The organism is Modestobacter marinus, from assembly GCF_019799945.1.
GTDB lineage: Bacteria > Actinomycetota > Actinomycetes > Mycobacteriales > Geodermatophilaceae > Modestobacter > Modestobacter marinus_B.
Map to the genome: position 1 here is coordinate 1 of NZ_JABGCH010000005.1, position 18961 is coordinate 18961.

21 protein-coding genes are annotated in these 18961 nt (G+C 74.9%); 12 read left to right on the forward strand and 9 right to left on the reverse strand.

Features of this window, described 5'->3' with window-relative positions:
- A partial coding sequence (locus HK417_RS06360) for a cytochrome c oxidase subunit I (protein ID WP_222264548.1) occupies positions 1-627 on the forward strand: 627 nt, incomplete at its 5' end.
- 60 nt (positions 628-687) lie between these two features.
- On the opposite strand, the gene HK417_RS06365 is transcribed toward HK417_RS06360, so the two are convergent.
- The gene (locus tag HK417_RS06365) at positions 688-2391 is read right to left on the reverse strand and encodes a RecQ family ATP-dependent DNA helicase (RefSeq protein WP_222264550.1); all 1704 of its coding nucleotides are present in this window, start codon (positions 2389-2391) and stop codon (positions 688-690) included.
- A 152-nt stretch (positions 2392-2543) separates the two neighbouring features.
- On the opposite strand from HK417_RS06365, the gene HK417_RS06370 reads away from it, so the two are divergent.
- The 7 genes from HK417_RS06370 to HK417_RS06400 all read left to right on the forward strand — a co-directional run bounded on the left by HK417_RS06370 (position 2544) and on the right by HK417_RS06400 (position 8504).
- The gene (locus tag HK417_RS06370) at positions 2544-2936 is read left to right on the forward strand and encodes a TOBE domain-containing protein (RefSeq protein WP_222264552.1); all 393 of its coding nucleotides are present in this window, start codon (positions 2544-2546) and stop codon (positions 2934-2936) included.
- A 67-nt stretch (positions 2937-3003) separates the two neighbouring features.
- Entirely contained in the window at positions 3004-3783 is a 780-nt protein-coding gene (modA, locus tag HK417_RS06375) for a molybdate ABC transporter substrate-binding protein (protein WP_222264554.1), read from the forward strand.
- A gap of 20 nt (positions 3784-3803) precedes the next feature.
- On the forward strand, positions 3804-4583 hold the full coding sequence (locus HK417_RS06380; RefSeq protein ID WP_222264556.1) for an ABC transporter permease: 780 nt from the start codon (positions 3804-3806) through the stop codon (positions 4581-4583).
- A complete protein-coding gene (locus HK417_RS06385) occupies positions 4580-5629 on the forward strand; it encodes an ABC transporter ATP-binding protein (protein WP_222264558.1) in 1050 nt (349 codons plus the stop codon). The genes HK417_RS06380 and HK417_RS06385 overlap by 4 nt, the downstream gene beginning before the upstream one ends.
- Before the next feature lie 83 nt (positions 5630-5712).
- Positions 5713-6288 carry a nucleotidyltransferase family protein gene (locus HK417_RS06390; RefSeq protein ID WP_222264560.1) on the forward strand — a complete coding sequence of 192 codons (576 nt, stop codon included), beginning with the start codon at positions 5713-5715 and terminating at the stop codon, positions 6286-6288.
- Between the two features lie 39 nt (positions 6289-6327).
- Positions 6328-6747 (forward strand): molybdenum cofactor biosynthesis protein MoaE, encoded by a 420-nt coding sequence (locus tag HK417_RS06395; protein WP_308123411.1) that lies wholly within the window; start codon positions 6328-6330, stop codon positions 6745-6747.
- A gap of 140 nt (positions 6748-6887) precedes the next feature.
- Positions 6888-8504, forward strand: a complete 1617-nt coding sequence (locus tag HK417_RS06400) for a SpoIIE family protein phosphatase (protein ID WP_222264987.1) — start codon at positions 6888-6890, stop codon at positions 8502-8504.
- A 3-nt stretch (positions 8505-8507) separates the two neighbouring features.
- On the opposite strand, the gene HK417_RS06405 is transcribed toward HK417_RS06400, so the two are convergent.
- The 3 genes from HK417_RS06405 to moaA all read right to left on the reverse strand — a co-directional run bounded on the left by HK417_RS06405 (position 8508) and on the right by moaA (position 10117).
- Positions 8508-8711 (reverse strand): hypothetical protein, encoded by a 204-nt coding sequence (locus HK417_RS06405; RefSeq protein WP_222264562.1) that lies wholly within the window; start codon positions 8709-8711, stop codon positions 8508-8510.
- Positions 8712-8735: 24 nt separating this feature from the next.
- On the reverse strand, positions 8736-8984 hold the full coding sequence (locus HK417_RS26385) for a MoaD/ThiS family protein (protein ID WP_222264564.1): 249 nt from the start codon (positions 8982-8984) through the stop codon (positions 8736-8738).
- Positions 8985-9067: 83 nt separating this feature from the next.
- The gene (moaA, locus tag HK417_RS06415) at positions 9068-10117 is read right to left on the reverse strand and encodes a GTP 3',8-cyclase MoaA (RefSeq protein WP_222264566.1); all 1050 of its coding nucleotides are present in this window, start codon (positions 10115-10117) and stop codon (positions 9068-9070) included.
- A gap of 162 nt (positions 10118-10279) precedes the next feature.
- Here moaA and HK417_RS06420 point away from each other — a divergent pair, with 162 nt between their 5' ends.
- Positions 10280-11509: an MFS transporter gene (locus HK417_RS06420; RefSeq protein ID WP_222264568.1), complete on the forward strand. Its 1230-nt coding sequence runs from the start codon at positions 10280-10282 to the stop codon at positions 11507-11509.
- A gap of 10 nt (positions 11510-11519) precedes the next feature.
- Here the strand turns inward: HK417_RS06420 and HK417_RS06425 are convergent, their stop codons facing one another.
- Complete coding sequence (locus HK417_RS06425; RefSeq protein ID WP_308123412.1) at positions 11520-12056, reverse strand: DinB family protein; 537 nt, start codon at positions 12054-12056, stop codon at positions 11520-11522.
- Positions 12057-12227: 171 nt separating this feature from the next.
- On the opposite strand from HK417_RS06425, the gene HK417_RS06430 reads away from it, so the two are divergent.
- Positions 12228-13067, forward strand: a complete 840-nt coding sequence (locus HK417_RS06430) for an aldo/keto reductase (RefSeq protein WP_222264570.1) — start codon at positions 12228-12230, stop codon at positions 13065-13067.
- Positions 13068-13091: 24 nt separating this feature from the next.
- On the opposite strand, the gene HK417_RS06435 is transcribed toward HK417_RS06430, so the two are convergent.
- The 3 genes from HK417_RS06435 to HK417_RS06445 all read right to left on the reverse strand — a co-directional run bounded on the left by HK417_RS06435 (position 13092) and on the right by HK417_RS06445 (position 15302).
- Positions 13092-13472 (reverse strand): GntR family transcriptional regulator, encoded by a 381-nt coding sequence (locus HK417_RS06435; protein WP_222264572.1) that lies wholly within the window; start codon positions 13470-13472, stop codon positions 13092-13094.
- 5 nt (positions 13473-13477) lie between these two features.
- Positions 13478-14356: a hypothetical protein gene (locus HK417_RS06440; protein ID WP_222264574.1), complete on the reverse strand. Its 879-nt coding sequence runs from the start codon at positions 14354-14356 to the stop codon at positions 13478-13480.
- 136 nt (positions 14357-14492) lie between these two features.
- Positions 14493-15302, reverse strand: a complete 810-nt coding sequence (locus HK417_RS06445) for a DUF3097 domain-containing protein (protein WP_222264576.1) — start codon at positions 15300-15302, stop codon at positions 14493-14495.
- Between the two features lie 246 nt (positions 15303-15548).
- On the opposite strand from HK417_RS06445, the gene HK417_RS06450 reads away from it, so the two are divergent.
- The gene (locus HK417_RS06450; protein WP_222264578.1) at positions 15549-16667 is read left to right on the forward strand and encodes a DUF2382 domain-containing protein; all 1119 of its coding nucleotides are present in this window, start codon (positions 15549-15551) and stop codon (positions 16665-16667) included.
- A gap of 111 nt (positions 16668-16778) precedes the next feature.
- Complete coding sequence (locus HK417_RS06455) at positions 16779-17909, forward strand: NAD(P)/FAD-dependent oxidoreductase (RefSeq protein ID WP_222264580.1); 1131 nt, start codon at positions 16779-16781, stop codon at positions 17907-17909.
- 56 nt (positions 17910-17965) lie between these two features.
- On the opposite strand, the gene ppk2 is transcribed toward HK417_RS06455, so the two are convergent.
- Positions 17966-18961: a polyphosphate kinase 2 gene (gene ppk2 / locus HK417_RS06460; RefSeq protein WP_222264582.1), complete on the reverse strand. Its 996-nt coding sequence runs from the start codon at positions 18959-18961 to the stop codon at positions 17966-17968.

Consider the following 18961-nt stretch of genomic DNA (forward strand, 5'->3'; position numbering starts at 1 on the left):
CCGCTGGACTGGCACGTCAACGACAGCTACTTCGTCGTCGCGCACTTCCACTACGTGGTCTTCGGCACCGTGGTGTTCTCCGCCTACGCCGGTCTGTACTTCTGGTTCCCGAAGATGTGCGGCCGGATGATGGACGAGAGGCTGGGCCGGCTGCACTTCTGGCTGACCTTCCTCGGGTTCCACGCCACGTTCCTCATCCAGCACTGGCTGGGCAACGAGGGCATGCCGCGCCGGTACGCCGACTACCTGCAGTCCGACGCCGGCGGCACCTTCACGCTCATGCACACGATCTCGACGATCGGCTCGTTCATCCTGGGCGCCTCGGTGATCCCGTTCGTCTACAACGTGGTGCACTCGTGGAAGCACGGCCGGCTCGCCCTGGTCGACGACCCGTGGGGTCACGGCAACTCGCTGGAGTGGGCGACGTCCTCGCCGCCGCCGCGGCACAACTTCACCGAGATCCCGCGGATCCGCTCCGAGCGCCCGGCGTTCGAGCTGCACCACCCGGAGCTGCTCGAGCGGCTGCAGATGGAGGCGCACGCCGGCAAGCGGCACGAGCCCTACACCGAGGAGGCCGGGCTGACCGGCGGCCAGCGGCAGGGTCCGAACGACCCCGACTTCACCTGAAGGGCCCCGCTGCCCGCCGTTCGCAGGCTCGCGGCGGGCCCTGCAGCGGGGCCGAGCCCGTCAGGCGGTGCGCTCGGTGAGCAGGTCGTTGGCGAGCACCGGCTCGATCGCCAGCGTCTTGTAGCCGACCTCCTCGAACAGCACCACCACCCGGTCCCCCTCGTGACGCATCACCACGCCCGGGCCCCACTCGGCGTGCTCGACCGCCGTGTCCACCGGGAAGGGGTGGTCCCGGTCGGCCGTGCTCTGCTGCTGGACGAGCCCGTCGCTGCAGTTGTCGCAGTTGCCGCAGGGCTCGTCGAGCTGCTCGCCGAAGTACCCGAGCAGGAACTGGCGGCGGCACCCGGTGGTCTCCGCGTAGCCGCGCATCATCTCGATCCGGCTCTCGTCGACCCGGATGCGGTGCTCGGCCAGCGCCCGGGCCGCGGCGGCTGCCTCGCCGGGGGAGGGCGCGCCCGGCGCCGGGGACGCCGTCCCGTCGTCGTCCAGGACGACGGCGCCCGCCTGCTCGAGCAGGTTGAGGTCGCGCACCAGCGGGGTGGCGGCGCGGCCGGTCTCCTCCCGCAGGTCCGTGACGTCGACCCCGTCCATGCCGGCCTCGACGCCGGCCCGCACCAGTCCGGCGACCTCCTGCAGCTCATCCTCGGCGGGCGCCCCGGCGGCGAAGAACTTCCGGATGCCGAGGTCCTCCTGGCGGTAGACCAGTAGCGCCGTGGCCGGCTCGCCGTCCCGGCCGGCCCGGCCGATCTCCTGGTAGTAGCTGTCGAGCGAGTCCGCGGGCTCCGCGTGCACCACGAAGCGGGTCTCCGGTCGGTCGATGCCCATGCCGAACGCGGTGGTGGCGACGACGACGTCCAACTCGCCGTCCATGAACGCCCGCTGCACCTCCTCGCGGTCGCCCTTCCGCAGCCCCGCGTGGTACGCCGCGGCCCGCAGGCCCCGCTCGACCAGCGCCTCGGCGAACTCCTCGGTGCCCCGCCGCGTCGCGCTGTAGAGGATCCCGGTGCCCTGCCCGGCGAGCTCGGTGACCCGGTCGAGGACGGCGGTGTGCTTGGCGTGCGCGTCGGCGTGCTGCTCGACCTCCAGCCGGATCTCCGGGCGGTCGAACCCGGCGACCACGATCTCCGGCTCCCGCATCTCCAGCCGCTCCACGATCTCCGCGCGCACCGGCGGCGCGGCGGTGGCGGTCAGCGCGAGGACCGTCGGGTGGCCCAGCTGCTCGACGACGCCGCCCAGGCGCAGGTAGTCGGGCCGGAAGTCGTGGCCCCACGCGGACACGCAGTGCGCCTCGTCGACGACGAACAGCGCCGGCCCGGCCTCGCGGATCGCCTCGACGACCTCGGGCTTGGCCAGCTGCTCGGGGGCGAGGAAGCAGAAGCGGACCGTTCCGTTCCGGAGCTCGTCGAGCACCGCCTGCTGGGCGCCGTCGGACAGGCCCGAGTTGAGGACCGCCGCGCGACCCACCTGCTCCTGGCCCAGGTCCTCGAGCCGCTGCACCTGGTCCCGCTGCAGGGCGATGAGCGGGGAGACGACGAGCACCGGGCCGTCGAGCAGCGTGCCGACCACGGTGTAGACGGCAGACTTGCCCGCGCCCGAGGGCAGGACGGCGAGGGTGTCCCGGCCCGCGGCGACCGCCTGCATGGCGGCCTCCTGACCGGGCCGGAACTCGGTGTACCCGAGCACCGCCTCGGCGGTCTGCCGGATGCGCCGGGTGCGCGCCGACGGGGAGGCGCCGACGGGGTTGTCCTGGGAGGTGCTCGTCACCGGCCGTGTCTCCCCGCCGTCCCCGATCGCCAAACGACCCGCCGCCGTCCGACCCCCGACCGGCCATGTCGGCCACCATGGCCGGACGGGGACCGCATCTGCGGGAGATGGCGTGCCTTTGCATCCGCAGGTGCGGAGGTAGGGTGTGCCGCGTGCCGACCACCTACCGGATCGCCGAGGCCGCTGCGCTGCTCGGCGTGAGCGATGACACCGTCCGCCGCTGGATCGACAGCGACCGGCTGGCCGCGAGCCGGGAGGCGGGCCCGGCGCAGGTCGACGGTGCCGACCTGGCCCGGGTCGCCACCGAGCTGCACGCGGCGCCCGCGCCGGGCGCCACGCGCTCCTCCTCGGCGCGCAACCGGTTCACCGGCATCGTCACCCGCGTCGTCCGGGACACCGTGATGGCCCAGGTCGAGATCCAGGCCGGGCCGTTCCGGATCGTCTCGCTGATGTCGCGGGAGGCAGCCGACGAGCTCGGGCTGGAGACCGGCGTCCGCGCGGTGGCGACGGTGAAGGCCACCCAGGTCAGCGTGGACGTGCCGTGAGTGGGCATCGCAGCGAGCGCCAGCGAGCGAGGAGCGGAGCGAACGTGCACTGCCAGGACATGGTGCCGTGAGGCGGCTCCTGGCCGCCGGACTCGCCGTCCTCGTCCTGGCGGGGTGCGGCACGGCCGGCGGGACGACGGCGCCCTCGACCGCGACGGCGGACGGCGGCCCCACGGGCACGGTCACCGTGTTCGCCGCCGCCTCGCTGACCGACGTCTTCACCGACCTCGGCGCGGCGCTGGAGGACCAGCAGCCGGGCCTGCGCGTCCAGTTCAGCTTCGCCGGCAGCTCCGCGCTGGCCGCCCAGCTCGCCCAGGGCGCGCCCGCGGACGTCTTCGCCTCGGCCGACCAGGCGCAGATGGCCGTGGTCACCGGCGCGGGACTGACCGAGGGGGAGCCGGCGGTGTTCGCCCGGAACGAGCTGGAGATCGCCGTCCCGGCGGGCAACCCCGGCGGGGTGACCGGCCTGGCCGACTTCGCCGACCCCGACCTCACCCTCGCCGTCTGCGCCCCCAGCGTGCCCTGCGGCGCGGCCGCCGGGGCGGTGTTCGCCGCCGCCGGGATCACCGCCCGGCCGGACACCGAGGAGGAGGACGTCCGGGCGGCGCTGACCAAGGTCCAGCTGGGCGAGGTCGACGCCGCGCTGGTCTACGCCACCGACGTCCGGGCCGCCGGGGACGCGGTCGAGGGCATCCCGTTCCCCGAGTCGGCGCGCAAGCTCAACGAGTACCCGATCTGCACCCTCGCGGCCGCGCCGAACCCGGCGGGTGCGCAGGCGTTCGTGGACCTGGTGCGGTCCGCGGCCGGGCAGCGGGCGCTGGCCGACGCGGGCTTCCGCACCCCGTGAGGAGGCCGGGCGACGGCGGTGTGCCCGCGCCGCTGCTCGTGCCCGCCGTCCTCGCGGTCGCGTTCCTGGTGCTGCCGCTGGTCGGGCTGGTCGTGCGGGCGCCGTGGTCGGACCTCGGCAGCCGGCTCGTCGAGCCCGCGGTGGGCCAGGCGCTGCGGCTGTCCCTGGTCGCCGCGACCCTCGCCACGCTGCTCTCCCTGGTGCTCGGCGTGCCGCTGGCGTGGGTGCTCGCCCGCTCCCGGATGCCCGGCCGGTCGGTGCTGCGGGCGCTGGTCACCGTGCCGCTCGTGCTGCCGCCCGTCGTCGGCGGCGTCGCGCTGTTCCTGGTGCTCGGCCGGCAGGGGATCGTCGGGAGCTGGCTGTACGAGACCACCGGGTACGCGCTGCCCTTCACCACCGCCGCCGTCGTCGTCGCCGAGACGTTCGTGGCCATGCCGTTCCTCGTCATCAGCGTCGAGGGCGCGCTGCGCGCCGCCGACGCCCGGTTCGAGGACGCCGCCGCCACGCTCGGCGCCGACCGCTGGACGACGTTCCGCCGGGTCACCCTGCCGCTGGTGGCCCCCGGCATCGCCGCTGGCGCGGTGCTGAGCTGGGCCCGGGCGCTCGGCGAGTTCGGCGCGACGATCACCTTCGCCGGCAACTTCCCGGGGACGACGCAGACCATGCCGCTGGCGGTCTACCTGGCGCTGCAGTCCGACCCCGAGGCGGCGATCGTGCTGTCCCTGGTGCTGCTCGCCGTCTCGCTGGCCACGCTGCTGCTGCTCCGCGATCGCTGGCTGGGCCGGGCGGTGACGACGTGACCCTGGACGCGCGGCTCACGGTGCAGCGGGGCGGGCTGACCGTCGCGGTGGAGCTGGCGGTGGCCGACGGGGAGGTGCTCGCCGTCCTCGGGCCGAACGGCGCCGGCAAGTCCACCGTGCTGCGGGTGCTCGCCGGCCTGCTCCGGCCCGACGCCGGCCGGGTCGTCGTGGACGGCGACCAGCTCTGGGACGCGGCCGGGGTGCACGTGCCCGCCCACCGGCGCTCGCTGGGCATGGTCTTCCAGGACCACCTGCTCTTCCCGCACCTGTCGGCGACCGAGAACGTGGCCTTCGGGCTGCGGGCCCGCGGCATGCCCCGGGCGCGGGCCCGGGCCGCGGCGGCCGGCTGGCTGGACCGGGTGGGGCTCGGCGACCTGGGCGAGCGCCGTCCCGGCCAGCTCTCCGGCGGCCAGGCGCAGCGGGCCGCGCTCGCCCGCGCGCTGGTGGGCGACCCGCGCGTGCTCCTCCTGGACGAGCCGCTGTCCTCGCTGGACGCCCGCACCCGGCTCACCGTCCGCGCCGAGCTGCACCGCCACCTCGCCGAGTACCGCGGCAGCGCCGTCCTGGTCACCCACGACCCGGTCGACGCGATGGCCCTCGCCGGGCGGGTGCTCGTCGTCGAGGACGGCCGCATCGTGCAGGCCGGCACGCCGGCGGAGGTGGCCCGCCGGCCCCGGACCGACTACGTCGCCCGGCTGGTCGGGTTGGTGCTGCTGCCGGGGACCGGGTCCGGGACGAGCGTCGCGCTCGAGGGCGGCGGCACCGTAGCGGTCGCCGAGGAGGTGACCGGGCCGGTGTTCGCGGTCATCCGCCCCGAGTCGGTGGCCCTCTACCTGGAGCGCCCGGCCGGCAGCCCGCGGAACGTCTGGCCGCTGCGGCTGGTCAGCGCCACCCCGCACGGGTCGGTCGTGCGCTGCGACCTGGCGGGGGAGGTGCCGCTGACCGCGGACGTCACGGCCACCTCCTTCGCCGAGCTGGGCCTGGCTCCGGGGGCGGCGGTCTGGGCGTCGGTGAAGGCCAGCGAGGTCGCCGTCCACACCCGCTGACCCGCGTCCCGCACTTCTTCGGGCTCAAGTACCGGTACTTGAGCCCGAAGAAGTCCGCCGCGGGGGTCTGGGAGGGTGGGGGAGTGACGTCGGACCGGCCGGTGGCGGGACTGGTGCTGGCCGCCGGGGGCGGCCGGCGGTACGGCATGCCGAAGGCTCTGGTCGAGTACGAGGGCAGCCTGCTGGTCGAGCGGGCGGTGCGGACGGCGTCGGCGGTGTGCGACCCGGTGCTCGTCGTCCTCGGCGCCGCGGCCGTCGAGGTCTGGCAGCGCGCCGACCTCACCGGCGCGACGGTGCTGGCCAACCGCGACTGGGAGAGCGGGATGGCGTCCAGCCTGCGCACCGGGCTGGACGGGCTGCGCGGCTGGCCCGGCCGGGTCGACGCCGCGCTCGTCACGCTGGTGGACATGCCGGGCATCACGCCGGCGGCCCTGGCCCGGCTGGCCGGGCACGCCGCGCCGGACGCCCTGGCCGTGGCCACCTACGACGGGGTCCGCGGGCATCCGGTGCTGCTCGGCCGGGAGCACTGGGCGGGGGTGGCCGAGACCGCGACCGGCGACGAGGGTGCGCGGCGGTACCTGGCCGCCGCCGACGTCGTCGAGGTCGACTGCACCGGCCTGGCCGATCCGACCGACCTCGACGTCCCGCCGCAGGGCTGAGCGCCCGCCCGAGCCCGGCCAACTAGTACCTTCGCGCCCGTGGAGACGCTGTACGCGCGGGTCACCGAGGAACCCCTGTCGGTCGCCGAGCACGAGGCCGCGGTCGGCGACAAGGCGGCCGGCGCGGTGGTCTCGTTCGCCGGCGTCGTCCGGGACCACGACGGCGGCCGGTCGGTCACCGAGCTCGAGTACGTCGGGCACCCGACGGCGACGGACCTGATCGCCGAGATCGCCGCCGAGTTCGCGGCCCGTCCCGAGGTGCACGGGGTCGCGGTGTCGCACCGGGTCGGCCTGCTGGGGATCGGCGACGTCGCGCTGGCGTGCGCGGTCAGCGCTGCCCACCGCGGGCAGGCGTTCGCCGCGTGCGCGGAACTGGTCGACGAGGTGAAGGCCCGGCTGCCGATCTGGAAACGGCAGGTCTTCACCGACGGCGCCGAGGAGTGGGTCGCGTGTCCGTGACCGGAGCCCGGGGTGTCCCGCGCGCGTCCTTGCGTCGCCTGCCCGCGACATGACATAACAAGGGCAATCCGACCCCAGCGCAGGGGCGGGGCTGCTCCGGCGTGGCCGCGGAGGCGGCCGACCGGGGAAGGGCCGTGACCATGGAGGACGTGCTCAGCGCCGACACCCAGCTCGAGTTGATGCCGCTGGGCTACCTGCACGTCGACTCCGACTGGCGGGTGACCTACCTGAACGCGGCCGGCGCGGCCGTCGTCGGGTACACGGCCGAGGAGCTCGTCGGGCGGGACTACTGGGAGGCCTTCCCGGCCAACGTCGACAACGAGTTCGGGCGCGCCTACCGCGAGGCGGTCGCGGCCGGCCGGCCGGCCACCGTCGAGGCGTTCTACCCGCACCCCCTCAACGCCTGGTTCGAGGTGCAGGCGATCCCGACGGCCGACGGGCTGGCGATGTACTTCGCCGAGGTCACCGCACGGCGGTTCGCCCAGGACCGGCTGGCGATGCTGGCCCGGGTGACCGCGGAGCTCGCCTCCACCCTCGACGTCGACCTCGCCGCCGCCCGGATCCCGAGGCTGATCGTGCCGGTGATGGCCGACTGGTGCGTGCTCTCGGTGCTGGAGGACGACGGCCGCCCGCGGGACGTCGGCTGGTGGCACCCCGACCCGGCCCGGCGCGCGCTGGTGGAGCGCTACGCCGAGGTGCGACTGACGGCGATGCCGATCACCAGCCCGGTCATCCGGTCCCTGCTGGGCGAGACCGTCCTCGCCGAGGCCAGGGACGTGGCCGCCGGGATGCCCCAGGGCGAGGCGCGTCGCCTGCTGGAGACCCTGGCCCCCTCGTGCGGGGTGACCATGCCGCTGCGGGCGCGCGGGCGGACGCTCGGCGCGCTCACCCTGTACTTCGAGGGAGGGCGCCGGCCGAGCGAGGCGGAGCTGGTCACGGCCCAGGAGATCGCGGACCGGGCCGGGCTCGCACTGGACAACGCCCGGTTGTTCGACCAGCAGCGGCAGCTGGCCGAGGAGCTGCAGCGCAGCCTGCTCACCGACGTCCTGCAGAGCGACCGCACCGAGGTCGTCGTCCGCTACACCCCCGCCGCGGAGGCGGCCCGGGTCGGCGGCGACTGGTACGACGCCTTCGTCCAGCCCTCGGGCGCGACGATGCTGGTCATCGGCGACGTCGTCGGTCACGACACGGCCGCCGCCGCGGCCATGGGCCAGCTGCGGGCGATGCTGCGCGGCATCGCCGCCTACAGCGACGCCGGGCCGGGCGAGGTGCTGCGCGGCGTGGACGCCGCGATGGCCCAGCTGCACGTGGACACCTACGCGACCGCGGCGGTCGCGCGGTTCGAGCAGACCCCCGACGAGCGGGCCCGCGGACTCACCCGGATGCGGTGGAGCAACGCCGGGCACCTGCCGCCGCTGGTGATCAACGGCGACGGCTCCCTCGCGGAGCTGGCCGACTGGCGGGGCGAGCTGCTGCTCGGGGTCGACGCCGGGTTCCGCCGCGGGGAGTCGGTGGTCACGCTGGACTGCGGGACGACGGTGCTGCTGTACACCGACGGTCTCATCGAGCGGCGGGGTGCCGACCTCGACGAGGGCATGGCACGGCTGCGCGCGGCCGCGACCGAGCTGGCCGCCCTGCCGCTGGACGAGCTCTGCGACCAGCTGCTCGACCAGCTCGTGCACGGCAAGCCGGAGGACGACGTCGCGCTGGTCGCGATCCGGCTGCGTCCCGCCGGCCAGGTCGCGCCCGCGCGCTGAGGGTCAGCGCGCGCCTGCGCCGGCCAGCCCGTCGTCGTCCGGCCGGTCGGTGGCGCGCCGTGTCTGCTCCTCCTCGGCCTCCGCCTCCAGCCGGTGCGCCTCGCCGTCGAGGGTCGCCGCGGCGTCGCCGTGCGACTCGCCGTAGAGCTGCTCCGCGCGGCCGAACAGCGCTTCCGCCTTGGCCTTCGCCTTCCCGAACACGCCCATCGGTCTCTCCCTCGCGCGCTGCCGTCAGCCTCCGGCGAACGGCGGCAGGACGTCCACCACCGCCCCGGGTGCCAGCACCAACGCCCGGTCCCGGGTCTGGGTTCCGTCGACCAGGAACGAGCAGGCGGTGAGCACCCGCTCCAGCCGTTCGCCGTGGTCGTCGACGATCTGGCCGACGAGCTCCGCGAGGCTGCCGGCCTCCCGGGTCTCGGTGTCCACCCCGGCCGCGGCCCGGGCGCCGGCGAAGTAGCGGACCGTCACCGTCGATGTCACGGCTCGCCTCCGCGCTCGTTCCGCTCCTCGCTCGCCGAGCTCGCTGCGATGCTCGCTCGCTGCCGGCTCACGGTGGTCACGGGTCAGCCTCCGATGGCCGACATCGGCCGGGAGGGCTGCAGGAACGACGGGTCGTCGATGCCGTGGCCGGGGAGCTTGGACAGCGTCGCGATCCGCCAGCGGTCGGCCAGCTCGGCGTCGTCCGCGCCGGCGCGCATCGCGGTGCGCAGGTCGGACTCCTCGCGGGCGAACAGGCAGTTGCGCACCTGCCCGTCGGCGGTCAGCCGGGTGCGGTCGCAGGCGCCGCAGAACGAGCGGGTGACCGAGGCGATGACGCCGACCGTCGCGGGGCCGCCGTCCACCAGCCACCGCTCGGCGGGGGCCGACCCGCGCTCCTCGGCGTCCGGGGTGAGCGCGTGGGCCGCCGAGAGCCGGGCCAGGATGTCCTCGGCGGTGACCATCCGGCCGCGGGTCCAGGCGTGGTGGGCGTCCAGCGGCATCTGCTCGATGAACCGCAGCTCGTAGCCGTGCTCGAGGCAGAAGTCCAGCAGCGGGACGGCGTCGACGTCGTTGAGCCCGTGCAGCAGGACGGCGTTCACCTTGACCGGCGTCAACCCGGCGTCCTGCGCGGCCCGCAACCCGGCGAGCACGTCGTCGAGCCGGTCGCGGTAGGTGAGCTGCTTGAACCGCTCGCGGTCGAGGGTGTCCAGGCTGACGTTGATCCGGTCCAACCCCGCCGCGGCGAGCGCCGGGGCCATCCGGGACAGCCCGATCGCGTTGGTGGTGAGGCTGACCTCCGGGCGCGGGGTGAGCGCCGTGGCCGCCGCGACGATGCCCGGCAGGCCGGGGCGCAGCAGCGGCTCGCCGCCGGTGAAGCGCACCTCCCGGATGCCCAGCTGCTCGACCCCGATCCGCACCAGCCGGGCGACCTCGTCGTCGGTGAGCTGCTCCACCTTGGGCAGCCACTGCAGCCCCTCCGGGGGCATGCAGTAGGTGCAGCGCAGGTTGCAGCGGTCGGTCAGGGAGACGCGCAGGTCGGTGGCGACCCGGCCGTGCCGGTCGACCAGCCCGCCGGCGCCCGCGACCAGCTGCGGCCGCACCCGCGGGTCGGGCAGGGACTGGGACGTCGTCACGCAACCGAATGTAGTGGGCGATCGACCCGTTGGGTCCAGGAACGGTGGCCGGCGGCGAGCTCGACCGCGCGAACAGCCGGCCGCTGCTAGGTTCGGGCCGCCACCCGAGCGTCCGGCGGGCATCCCCGCACTCGCCTGTGGCCAGGAAGCGCGAGAACGACTGTGTCACCCCGCACCCTCTTCTCCCCGTACGCACGCCTGTTCGCCGTTCCGGGTGCCCGGGCCTTCTCCCTGGCAGGCTGGCTCGGCCGGGTGCCGATGGCCACGGTCGGCCTCGGCTCCGTCCTGCTGGTCGCCGGTGAGACCGGCAGCTACGGCCTCGCCGGGCTGGTGTCCGGCACCCTCGCCCTCTCCTTCGCGCTGGTCAGCCCGCAGTGGGCGCGCGTCATGGACCGGGTCGGTCAGGGCCCCGTGCTGCGCTGGACGGCCGTGGCCTCGCTCGTGCTGGGCCTGGCCTTCGTCGGCGTCGTGATCGCCGACGCGCCGCTGTGGACCTGGTTCGTCCTCGCCGCGGCCGCCGGCGGCAGCGGCGCGAACGTGGGCTCGGTCGTGCGCAGCCGATGGGCGCACGCGCTGCCCGACGCCGCGCAGCGGCAGACGGCCTTCGCCTTCGAGTCGGTCGCCGACGAGGTCGTGTTCGTGACGATGCCGCCGCTGGTCACCTTCCTGGCCGCGGCGATCAGCCCGCCCGCCGGCTTCCTCACCGGGCTGGTGGTGGGTGTGGCCGGCGGGCTGTGGCTGTCCCGTCAGCAGGCCACCGCGCCGGAGGTCGCCGACCGCTCCGCCGGGCAGGCGCACGTCCGCGCCCGGGTCCTGGGGCCCGGCCTGCTCGCCATCGCGGTCACCTACGTGGCGATCGGGCTGGTGTTCGGTGCCGTGGACGTCGTGGTGGTGGGCTTCGCGGACGAGCAGGGCCGGCCCGCGGTGGCCGGCGCCGCGCTGGCCTTCTTCGCCGGGGGTAGCCTGGTCGCCGGGCTGGTCTACGGCGTGCTCCGGCTGCCCGGCTCGCTGACCGCCCGGTTCCTGGGGTGCGCCCTGCTGTTCGCCGCCGCCGTCCAGACGCTGTTCCTGGTCGACTCGCTGCCGGTGCTGATGGTGCTGGCCTTCCTCGCCGGGCTGACGATCGCGCCGGTGCTGGTGGCGGGGATGTCGCTGGTGGAGTCGCGGGTCCCGCGGTCGGCGCTGACCGAGGGGCTCACCTGGGTCACCACCGGGCTGACCGTGGGCGTCACGGTCGGCTCCGCGCTGGCCGGGCGGGCGATCGACGTGTGGGGCGCGGAGGACGCGTTCGCCGTCCCGGCGTTCGGGGCCCTGGCGGCGGGGGTGCTGGCGGTGGGGGCGTGGGCCGTGCTGCGCCGCCGGGCCCCGGTGGCCGAGCTGACCTCCGCCTGAGTCCGGCCGGCTACCGCTGGACCGCGTGCCCCACCCGGCGCACGTCGGCGAGGTGGTGCCGGCCCTCGTGGGCGGTCTGGCGGACCAGCCACCGCGCGGTGCGCGCCTCGCCGGGCTGCCGGACGACGGGACGGTCCCAGCCGTCGGGAGCCACCCGGCGGACCTCGTCGGCGAACCCGGCCGCGGCGGCGGCCAGCTCGCCGAGCACCGCCGGCACGTCGCACTCGGCGTAGCGGAAGCGGCGGGCCCGCAGGTCGTTGAGCATCGGCTCGAGCACCGGCCGGTCCTCGGTGCGGGCCCGGTGCAGCCGGATCGTGTAGGCGACGTGGACGTCGCGGAGGTGGCACAGGTACTCGGCGACCGACCAGCGGTCCGCCGACGGGCGCCGGCGCAGCGCCGCGTCGGGCAGCTCGGCGACCGCCTCCCGGGTCAGCGCCGGCAGCGCGGCGACCATCGCGACCGCGTCGGGCACCGGCAGGTCGGGATAGGACAGCGCGCAGTCCGAGCAGGCGAAGTCCTCGCCCGGCCAGGGCAGGAGGGCGGACACCGCACCATGCTGCGTCGGCCCGCCGGTCCGGTCCAGCGCCCATTCCCGGCGGCCGGGTGAGATCTCTCGCGGGTAGCCCCGGAGGAGCCCGGGTAGGCGCAGAGCCGGGCCGGTCGCGAGCCGGATGCCGCGGCCCCTGCCCTTCTGACCGGACGCCCCTGGAGGCAACCCATGGCCACCGTGCCCACGATCACCCTGAACAACGGTGTCGAGATCCCGCAGCTCGGTTTCGGCGTCTTCCAGATCCCGCCGGAGGACACCGTCGAGGCGACCCTGACCGCCCTCGAGGTCGGCTATCGGCACATCGACACCGCCGAGATGTACGGCAACGAGGCCGAGGTCGGCGAGGCCGTCCGCCAGTCCGGCATCCCGCGCGAGGAGGTATTCGTGACCTCCAAGCTGAACAACGGCTTCCACGCCCGCGAGGACGCCCTCCGCGCGTTCGACGGGACCCTGGACGCGCTGAAGTTCGACCACCTGGACCTCTTCCTCGTCCACTGGCCGCTGCCGGGCATCGACGTCGACTACGTCGAGACGTGGAAGGCGATGGAGGAGATCCACCGGTCCGGCCGGGTGAAGGCGATCGGCGTCTCCAACTTCCAGCCGCACCACCTGCGCAGGCTGTTCAGCGACACCGAGGTGACCCCGGTCGTCAACCAGATCGAGGTGCACCCGTACCTGTCCCAGGACGACGTCCGGGCGTTCAACGCCGACCACGAGATCGTCACCGAGGCCTGGGCGCCGATCGCCAAGGGCAAGGTCGCCGGCGACGCGACGATCAACCGGATCGCCGAGAAGCACGGCAGGACGGCGGCCCAGGTCACCCTGCGCTGGCACGTGCAGCGCGGTGACGTCGTCTTCCCGAAGTCGGTGACCCGGAGCCGGGTCGAGGAGAACTTCGCCATCTTCGACTTCGAGCTCGACGGCGCCGACATGGGCGCCATCGGCGGCCTTGACCGCGGCGAGCGCACCGGCCCGGACCCGGACACGTTCAACTACATCCCCGGCTGAGCTGAGCCGGGAGGGGCGGCTGGATCAGCCGGTGGGCACCCCGGCCAGGGCGGCGCGGACGACGGCCAGCACGGCGTCGTCGTCCACGCCGTCCTCGCGCGCGGTCCGGACCAGCGCGTCCGCGGCGGCCCGCACCCGGTCCCCGGCCGGCGGCCGGGCCGGCTGCCCGGTCACCACCGTGCCGGTCCGCCGCCGGCTGGTGACCAGGCCGCCGGCCTCCAGCTCGCCGTACGCCCGGGCCACCGTCCCGACGGCCACGCCGAGGTCGGCGGCGAGCGCCCGCATGGTCGGCAGCCGGTCACCGGGGGCCAGCAGCCCGCCGCGCACGTAGCCGGCGATCTGGCTGCGGATCTGCTCGAAGGGCGGCGTCGGGCTGGCGACGTCGACCGTGATGTCCAGTGCCATGCCGCTCAGGCGGGCACCGGCTGGTCGGCGGGGACGCCGGGGGCGCGGCGGCAGAGGACCACCAGGCCGGCCGCGACGCAGGCCAGCCCGAGCACGGCGACCGCCGCGCCCACCGGCCCCAGCGGCGACGGCGTCGGGCCGCTGCCCAGCGAGTGGGCCGCCGTGCCGGCGACGCCCAGCAGCCCTCCGGCGAGCAGCAGGACCGCGGCGGTCGCGCCGCGGAGCACGCGGTGCGCGGAGGCGCTGCGCAGCGCCGCCTCGATCCGGTCGTCCGCGGTGAGCACGGCAGCGCGGGTGGCCACCACCCACAGGGCCGCGCCGACCAGCGCCACCAGCAGGGCCAGCCCGGCGAGGGCGGGCCCGCCGTAGAACCAGCCGGGGAACGGCCCCGACGAGCGGGCCCAGAGCTCCCCGGAGCGCGAGATGCCGCGCCCGTCGCCGTCCGCGACGAGCGCCCCGACGACGACGGTCAGCACCGCCAGGACGACGGCCGCCCCCGCTGACCGGACCAGCCCGGCCGGTGCCGCGTCCAGCGGCCCCCGGCGGACCAGCCGTGCCCGGCGCACCTGCCCGGCGGGGCGGGGCCAGGTGAGCTCGCCGACGGTGAGGACGACGGTGTGCGCGATCCCGAAGGCGAGCGGCACGAGCATGAGCTCCCGGCCGCCGCTGGCCGGCTCCCCGGTACCCCAGGACCCGTCGCTGAACGGGACGACGAGCGCCGCCAGCACACCCGCCGCCACGGCTCCCACCGACGCGGTGGTGGCGTGCCGGCGGGCGGCGGCGACCGACCCCTCCCTGCTCGGCGGCGAGCGGCGGACCACGGCCACCCCGATGCCGACCAGGGCGGTCACCGCCAACACGAGGAGCAGCGGCAACCCGGCCATGGTGTCCGTCCCGTCACTGAGTCATTAAACCAAGTGATTGACACAATGACGGACGACGAACGTCGGCGCAAGCCCCCGACGGCCCTCCTGGAGGGTCCCGCCGCGAGCTCGCGAGCGACGGGGGGCAGGAGGGTCCTTACTCCGTGGTGACGAAGTCGATGAGCTCCTCGACCCGGCCGATCAGGGCCGGCTCCAGGTCGGTCCAGGTACGCACCCGGGCGAGGATGCGCTGCGCCCACACGTAGCCGGTGTCGTCCTCCCACCCCAGCCGGCGGCAGACGCCGTCCTTCCAGGACTCCCCCTTGGGAACCGTCGGCCACTCCCGGATGCCGACGACCTGCGGCTTGACCGCCTGCCAGATGTCGATGAACGGGTGCCCGACGACGAGGGCGTGGTCGCCGGTCACCTGTGCGGCGATCCGGGTCTCCTTGGAGCCGGTCACCAGGTGGTCGACCAGCACGCCCAGCCGGCGTCCCGACGACGGGCGGAACTCGCGCACGATGCCGGGCAGGTCGTCCACGCCGTGCAGCGGCTCGACGACGACGCCCTCGATGCGCAGGTCGTGGCCCCACACCTTCTCGACGAGCTCGGCGTCGTGCTTGCCCTCGACGTAGATGCGCCCCTCGCGGGCCACCCGCGCCCGGGCGCCGGCCACGTACGTCGACCCGGACGCGCTGCGGGTGGGGGCCACCGGCCCCTTGGGCTTCGGCCGGACGAGGACGACGGGCCGGCCGTCGACCCAGAACCCCGGGCCCAGCGGATAGGCGCGGACGCGCCCGTTGCGGTTCTCGAGGTGGACGACGTCCTTCTCGCAGCGCACCACGGCGCCGACGAACCCGCTGCTGGGGTCCTCGACCACCAGGTCGGGCTCGGCCTCGACCTGCGGTGTCGGCTTCTTCTGGGTGCGCGGGTGGACCAGGTCGTCGTACGGCGAGCGGGGAGGCACCCGTCCATGCTCGGCTCGACCGCGCCGGAGACCGGTCTACGACACGCCCGAACGGACCGTTCCGCCCGGCGCCCGGCGCGTCGACGGGGTCGGATCGCGCGGCCGACGAGCCGCTGACCTGCCCCAACCGTCGGCGTCGCCGACAACGGGGAGTGAGGTCGATCATGAACTCCCCGTTTCCTGATCTTCACTCCGGGCAGTGGGTCAGTAGACAGAGCACGTCCCCGAGCAGAGGAGAGCGGCCCCATGATCGGCACCGACACCCTCGACCGCGTGATCGGCGCAGACGTCTACGACGCCGACGGCGACAAGATCGGCACGGCTTCGGAGGTCTACCTCGACGACCAGTCCGGCAACCCGGAGTGGGTCACCGTGAAGACCGGGCTCTTCGGCACCAAGCAGTCCTTCGTCCCCATCCGGGACGCCGACCTGACCGGCGACGGACTGCGCGTCCCGGTGAGCAAGGCGCAGGTCAAGGACGCTCCCAAGATCGACACCGACGGCCACCTGTCGCCCGACGAGGAGCAGGAGCTCTACCGCTACTACGGCATGGGCAGTGGCGGCACGGACACGATCACCTCCGGCCAGGCGGGGACCGCCGGGACCGCCGGGACGGCCGGCCTGGCCGGGACCCGCGAGACGGAGGGCGCGCCGACCGGGCGGTCGACGGACACCGACTTCACCCGGGCCGGGGCCGCGCAGACCTCCGCCAACACCGGCATGGGCGCGGGCATGACCGACCCGGTGGGTGACACGCAGGCGACCACCAACGCCGGGTACGACGACACCACGAGCACCACCGGCACGGCGGGCCTGGGCACGTCCGGCTCCGGCACGACCACCGCCGGCACGGCAGGCGCCGACCTCGACGACCGCAACCGGCACGGCACCCGGGGCCACGACACCTCCGGCCCGACGACCGACGACGCCATGACCCTCTCCGAGGAGCGGGTGAACGTCGGCACCGAGCAGGTGGAGGCCGGCCGCGCGCGGCTGCGCAAGTACGTCGTCACCGAGAACGTGACCAGGACCGTCCCCGTCTCGCACGAGGAGGTCCGCGTCGAGCGCGAGCCCATCACCGAGGCCAACATCGGCAACGCGACGGACGGGCCCGCGATCAGCGAGGAGGAGCACGAGGTGACGCTGACCGCGGAGCGTCCCGTCGTGGAGAAGGAGGCCGTACCGGTCGAGCGCGTCCGCCTCGACACCGACACGGTCACCGAGCAGCAGCAGGTGAGCGAGACCGTCCGCAAGGAGCACGTCGACACCGACGGCGTCCGTGGCGACGCCACCACCAGGGACGACCGCAGCCTGAAGGACAAGGCCAAGGACGTGCTCGACCGCGACCGGGACGGCCGCCGGTAAAGAGGGACCTCCCTCGAGAGGTCGCCAGGCCCGCCAGCGCCCGTCCCGGCTGTTCGGGGCGGGCGCTGTGCTGTCCGGGGCCGGGCGGCGCGGCCGTGGCAGATTGACGCCATGGGTGCCGCAGCGCGCGTGGTCGTCGTGGGCGCCGGGATCGTCGGGGCGACCGCGGCCTGGCAGCTGGCCCGGCGCAGGGTGGACGTCGTCCTCGTGGAGGCCGGTGAGACCGGGCCGGCGACCTCGGCCGGCGCCGGCATCGTGCAGCCGTGGCGGCCGGCCGCGACCGGCGCGTGGGGCGCCTACAGCGACCTGGCCGGGCAGAGCTGGCCGCAGCTGGCCGCCGACCTGGCGGCCGACGCGGGCCAGGACCCGAGCTACGCCACGGTGGGCGGGCTCACCGTCAGCCGCGACCGGGCGGCCCTGCAGGCGATGGCCGAGGACCTGGAGTCAGCCCGCGGCACCCGCGGCTGGACCGGCCTCGGCGACGTGGAGCTGCTGGAGCCGGGCCGGGCGCGCGCCCGCTTCCCGGTCCTGCACGAGCAGCTCGCCGCACTGTGGACCGGCGGCGTGGGCCGGGTCGACGGGCGGCTGTTCCGCGACGCCGCCGTGGCCGCCACCGGTCACACCGGCGGTTCCTGGCGGGCCGGGCGAGCCACGCTGGTCGCGTCGGGCGGCCGGGTGCGCGGCGTCCGGGTGGACGGCGAGGAGCTGGCCGCCGATGTCGTCGTCCTCGCCGCCGGCGCATGGTCGGCGCAGCTGCTCGCACCGCTCGGCGTCGCGCTCGGGGTCGGGCCGATGCGTGGGCAGATCCTGCACGTCCAGGTGTCCGGTCCCGACACCGCGGCCTGGCCGACGGTGATGACCCTCGGCGAGGAGCACGGGCGCCACTACCTGCTGGCGTTCCCGGGTGGCCGGGTCGTCGTCGGGGCGACCCGCGAGGCCGGCGCGGGCTTCGACCACCGGGTGACCGCAGCCGGGCAGCGGCAGGTGCTCGACGCCGCCCTCACCCTGGCCCCGGGCCTGGCCGACGCCACCGTGCTGGAGACGCGGCTGGGGTTCCGGCCGGTCACGCCGGATGGGTTCCCGCTGCTGGGCGCCGTCCCGGGGCTCGGCGGCATCGTCGTCGCCACCGGCCTGGGCGCCAACGGGCTGACCTACGGACCGCTCATGGGCGTGCTCGCGGCCGGGGCGGCCCTCGGTGAACCGCCGCCGTTCGACCTGACCCCCTTCCGCCCCGACCGTTAGCAGGACCCCGGCCTCCCCACCCCTCGCAGGCTCGGGGTGGTGCCCTGGACGGGGCCTCAGCTGCCGGTGGGCTCGAGGGGCAGCTCGTCGCCGGGGCGGGGCATCGTCGGCGGCCCGGAGTCCTCCTCGAGCACGTCGGCGGCTGAGCCGACGATCTGCGGGTCGGGCGTGCCGACGGCGTCGGCGTCCTTCTCGTCGTAGTCGAACACGCTCAGCACGTGCCGCATGGCGGCCAGGCGGGCGCGCTTCTTGTCGTTGCTCTTGATCACCGTCCACGGGGCGTGCTCCGTGTCGGTGTGCAGGAACATCGCCTCCTTTGCCTCGGTGTAGGCGTCCCACTTGTCCAGCGAGGCGAGGTCGGTGGGGGAGAGCTTCCACTGCCGCACCGGGTCGATCTGCCGCACGATGAACCGGCTGCGCTGCTCGCCGCGGGTCACCGAGAACCAGAACTTGACCAGGTGGATCCCGCTGTCGACGAGCATCCGCTCGAACTCCGGGCACTGGCGCATGAAGAGCAGGTACTCGTCGGCGGTGCAGTAGCCGAAGACCCGCTCCACGCCGGCGCGGTTGTACCAGGACCGGTCGAACAGCACGAACTCCCCGGCGGCCGGCAGATGCTTCACGTAGCGCTGGAAGTACCACTGGGTCTGCTCGCGCTCGCTCGGCTTGTCCAGCGCGACCACCTGGGCGCCGCGGGGGTTCAGGTGCTCGGTGAAGCGCTTGATCGTGCCGCCCTTCCCGGCCGCGTCGCGGCCCTCGAAGACGAGCACGACCTTCTGCCCGGTGTCCTTGACCCAGCCCTGCAGCTTCAGCAGCTCGATCTGCAGCTGCCGCTTCAGGATCTCGTACTCGCGCCGCTCCATCCGTTCGGCGTAGGGATATCCCTCCCGCCAGGTGTCGACCCGGCGCCCGTCGGGGTCGAACAGCTCGCGGTCGTCGTCCCAGTCCTCGTCGGAGTTCTCGTCGGGCAGGGCGTTGAGGCGCCACTTCGACAGGTCGATCACCGGCGAGGGGACGTCGTCCGGAGCGGAGTGCTGGAGTTCCTGGGTCAC

Bases quoted from the DNA above. Each gene is read 5' to 3' on its own strand.
- HK417_RS06400 (WP_222264987.1), top strand. From the start codon at position 6,888: ATGGAGGACGTGCTCAGCGCCGACACCCAGCTCGAGTTGATGCCGCTG.
- HK417_RS06405 (WP_222264562.1), bottom strand. From the start codon at position 8,711: ATGGGCGTGTTCGGGAAGGCGAAGGCCAAGGCGGAAGCGCTGTTCGGC.
- HK417_RS06430 (WP_222264570.1), top strand. From the start codon at position 12,228: ATGGCCACCGTGCCCACGATCACCCTGAACAACGGTGTCGAGATCCCG.
- HK417_RS06435 (WP_222264572.1), bottom strand. From the start codon at position 13,472: ATGGCACTGGACATCACGGTCGACGTCGCCAGCCCGACGCCGCCCTTC.
- HK417_RS06440 (WP_222264574.1), bottom strand. From the start codon at position 14,356: ATGGCCGGGTTGCCGCTGCTCCTCGTGTTGGCGGTGACCGCCCTGGTC.
- HK417_RS06450 (WP_222264578.1), top strand. From the start codon at position 15,549: ATGATCGGCACCGACACCCTCGACCGCGTGATCGGCGCAGACGTCTAC.
- HK417_RS06455 (WP_222264580.1), top strand. From the start codon at position 16,779: ATGGGTGCCGCAGCGCGCGTGGTCGTCGTGGGCGCCGGGATCGTCGGG.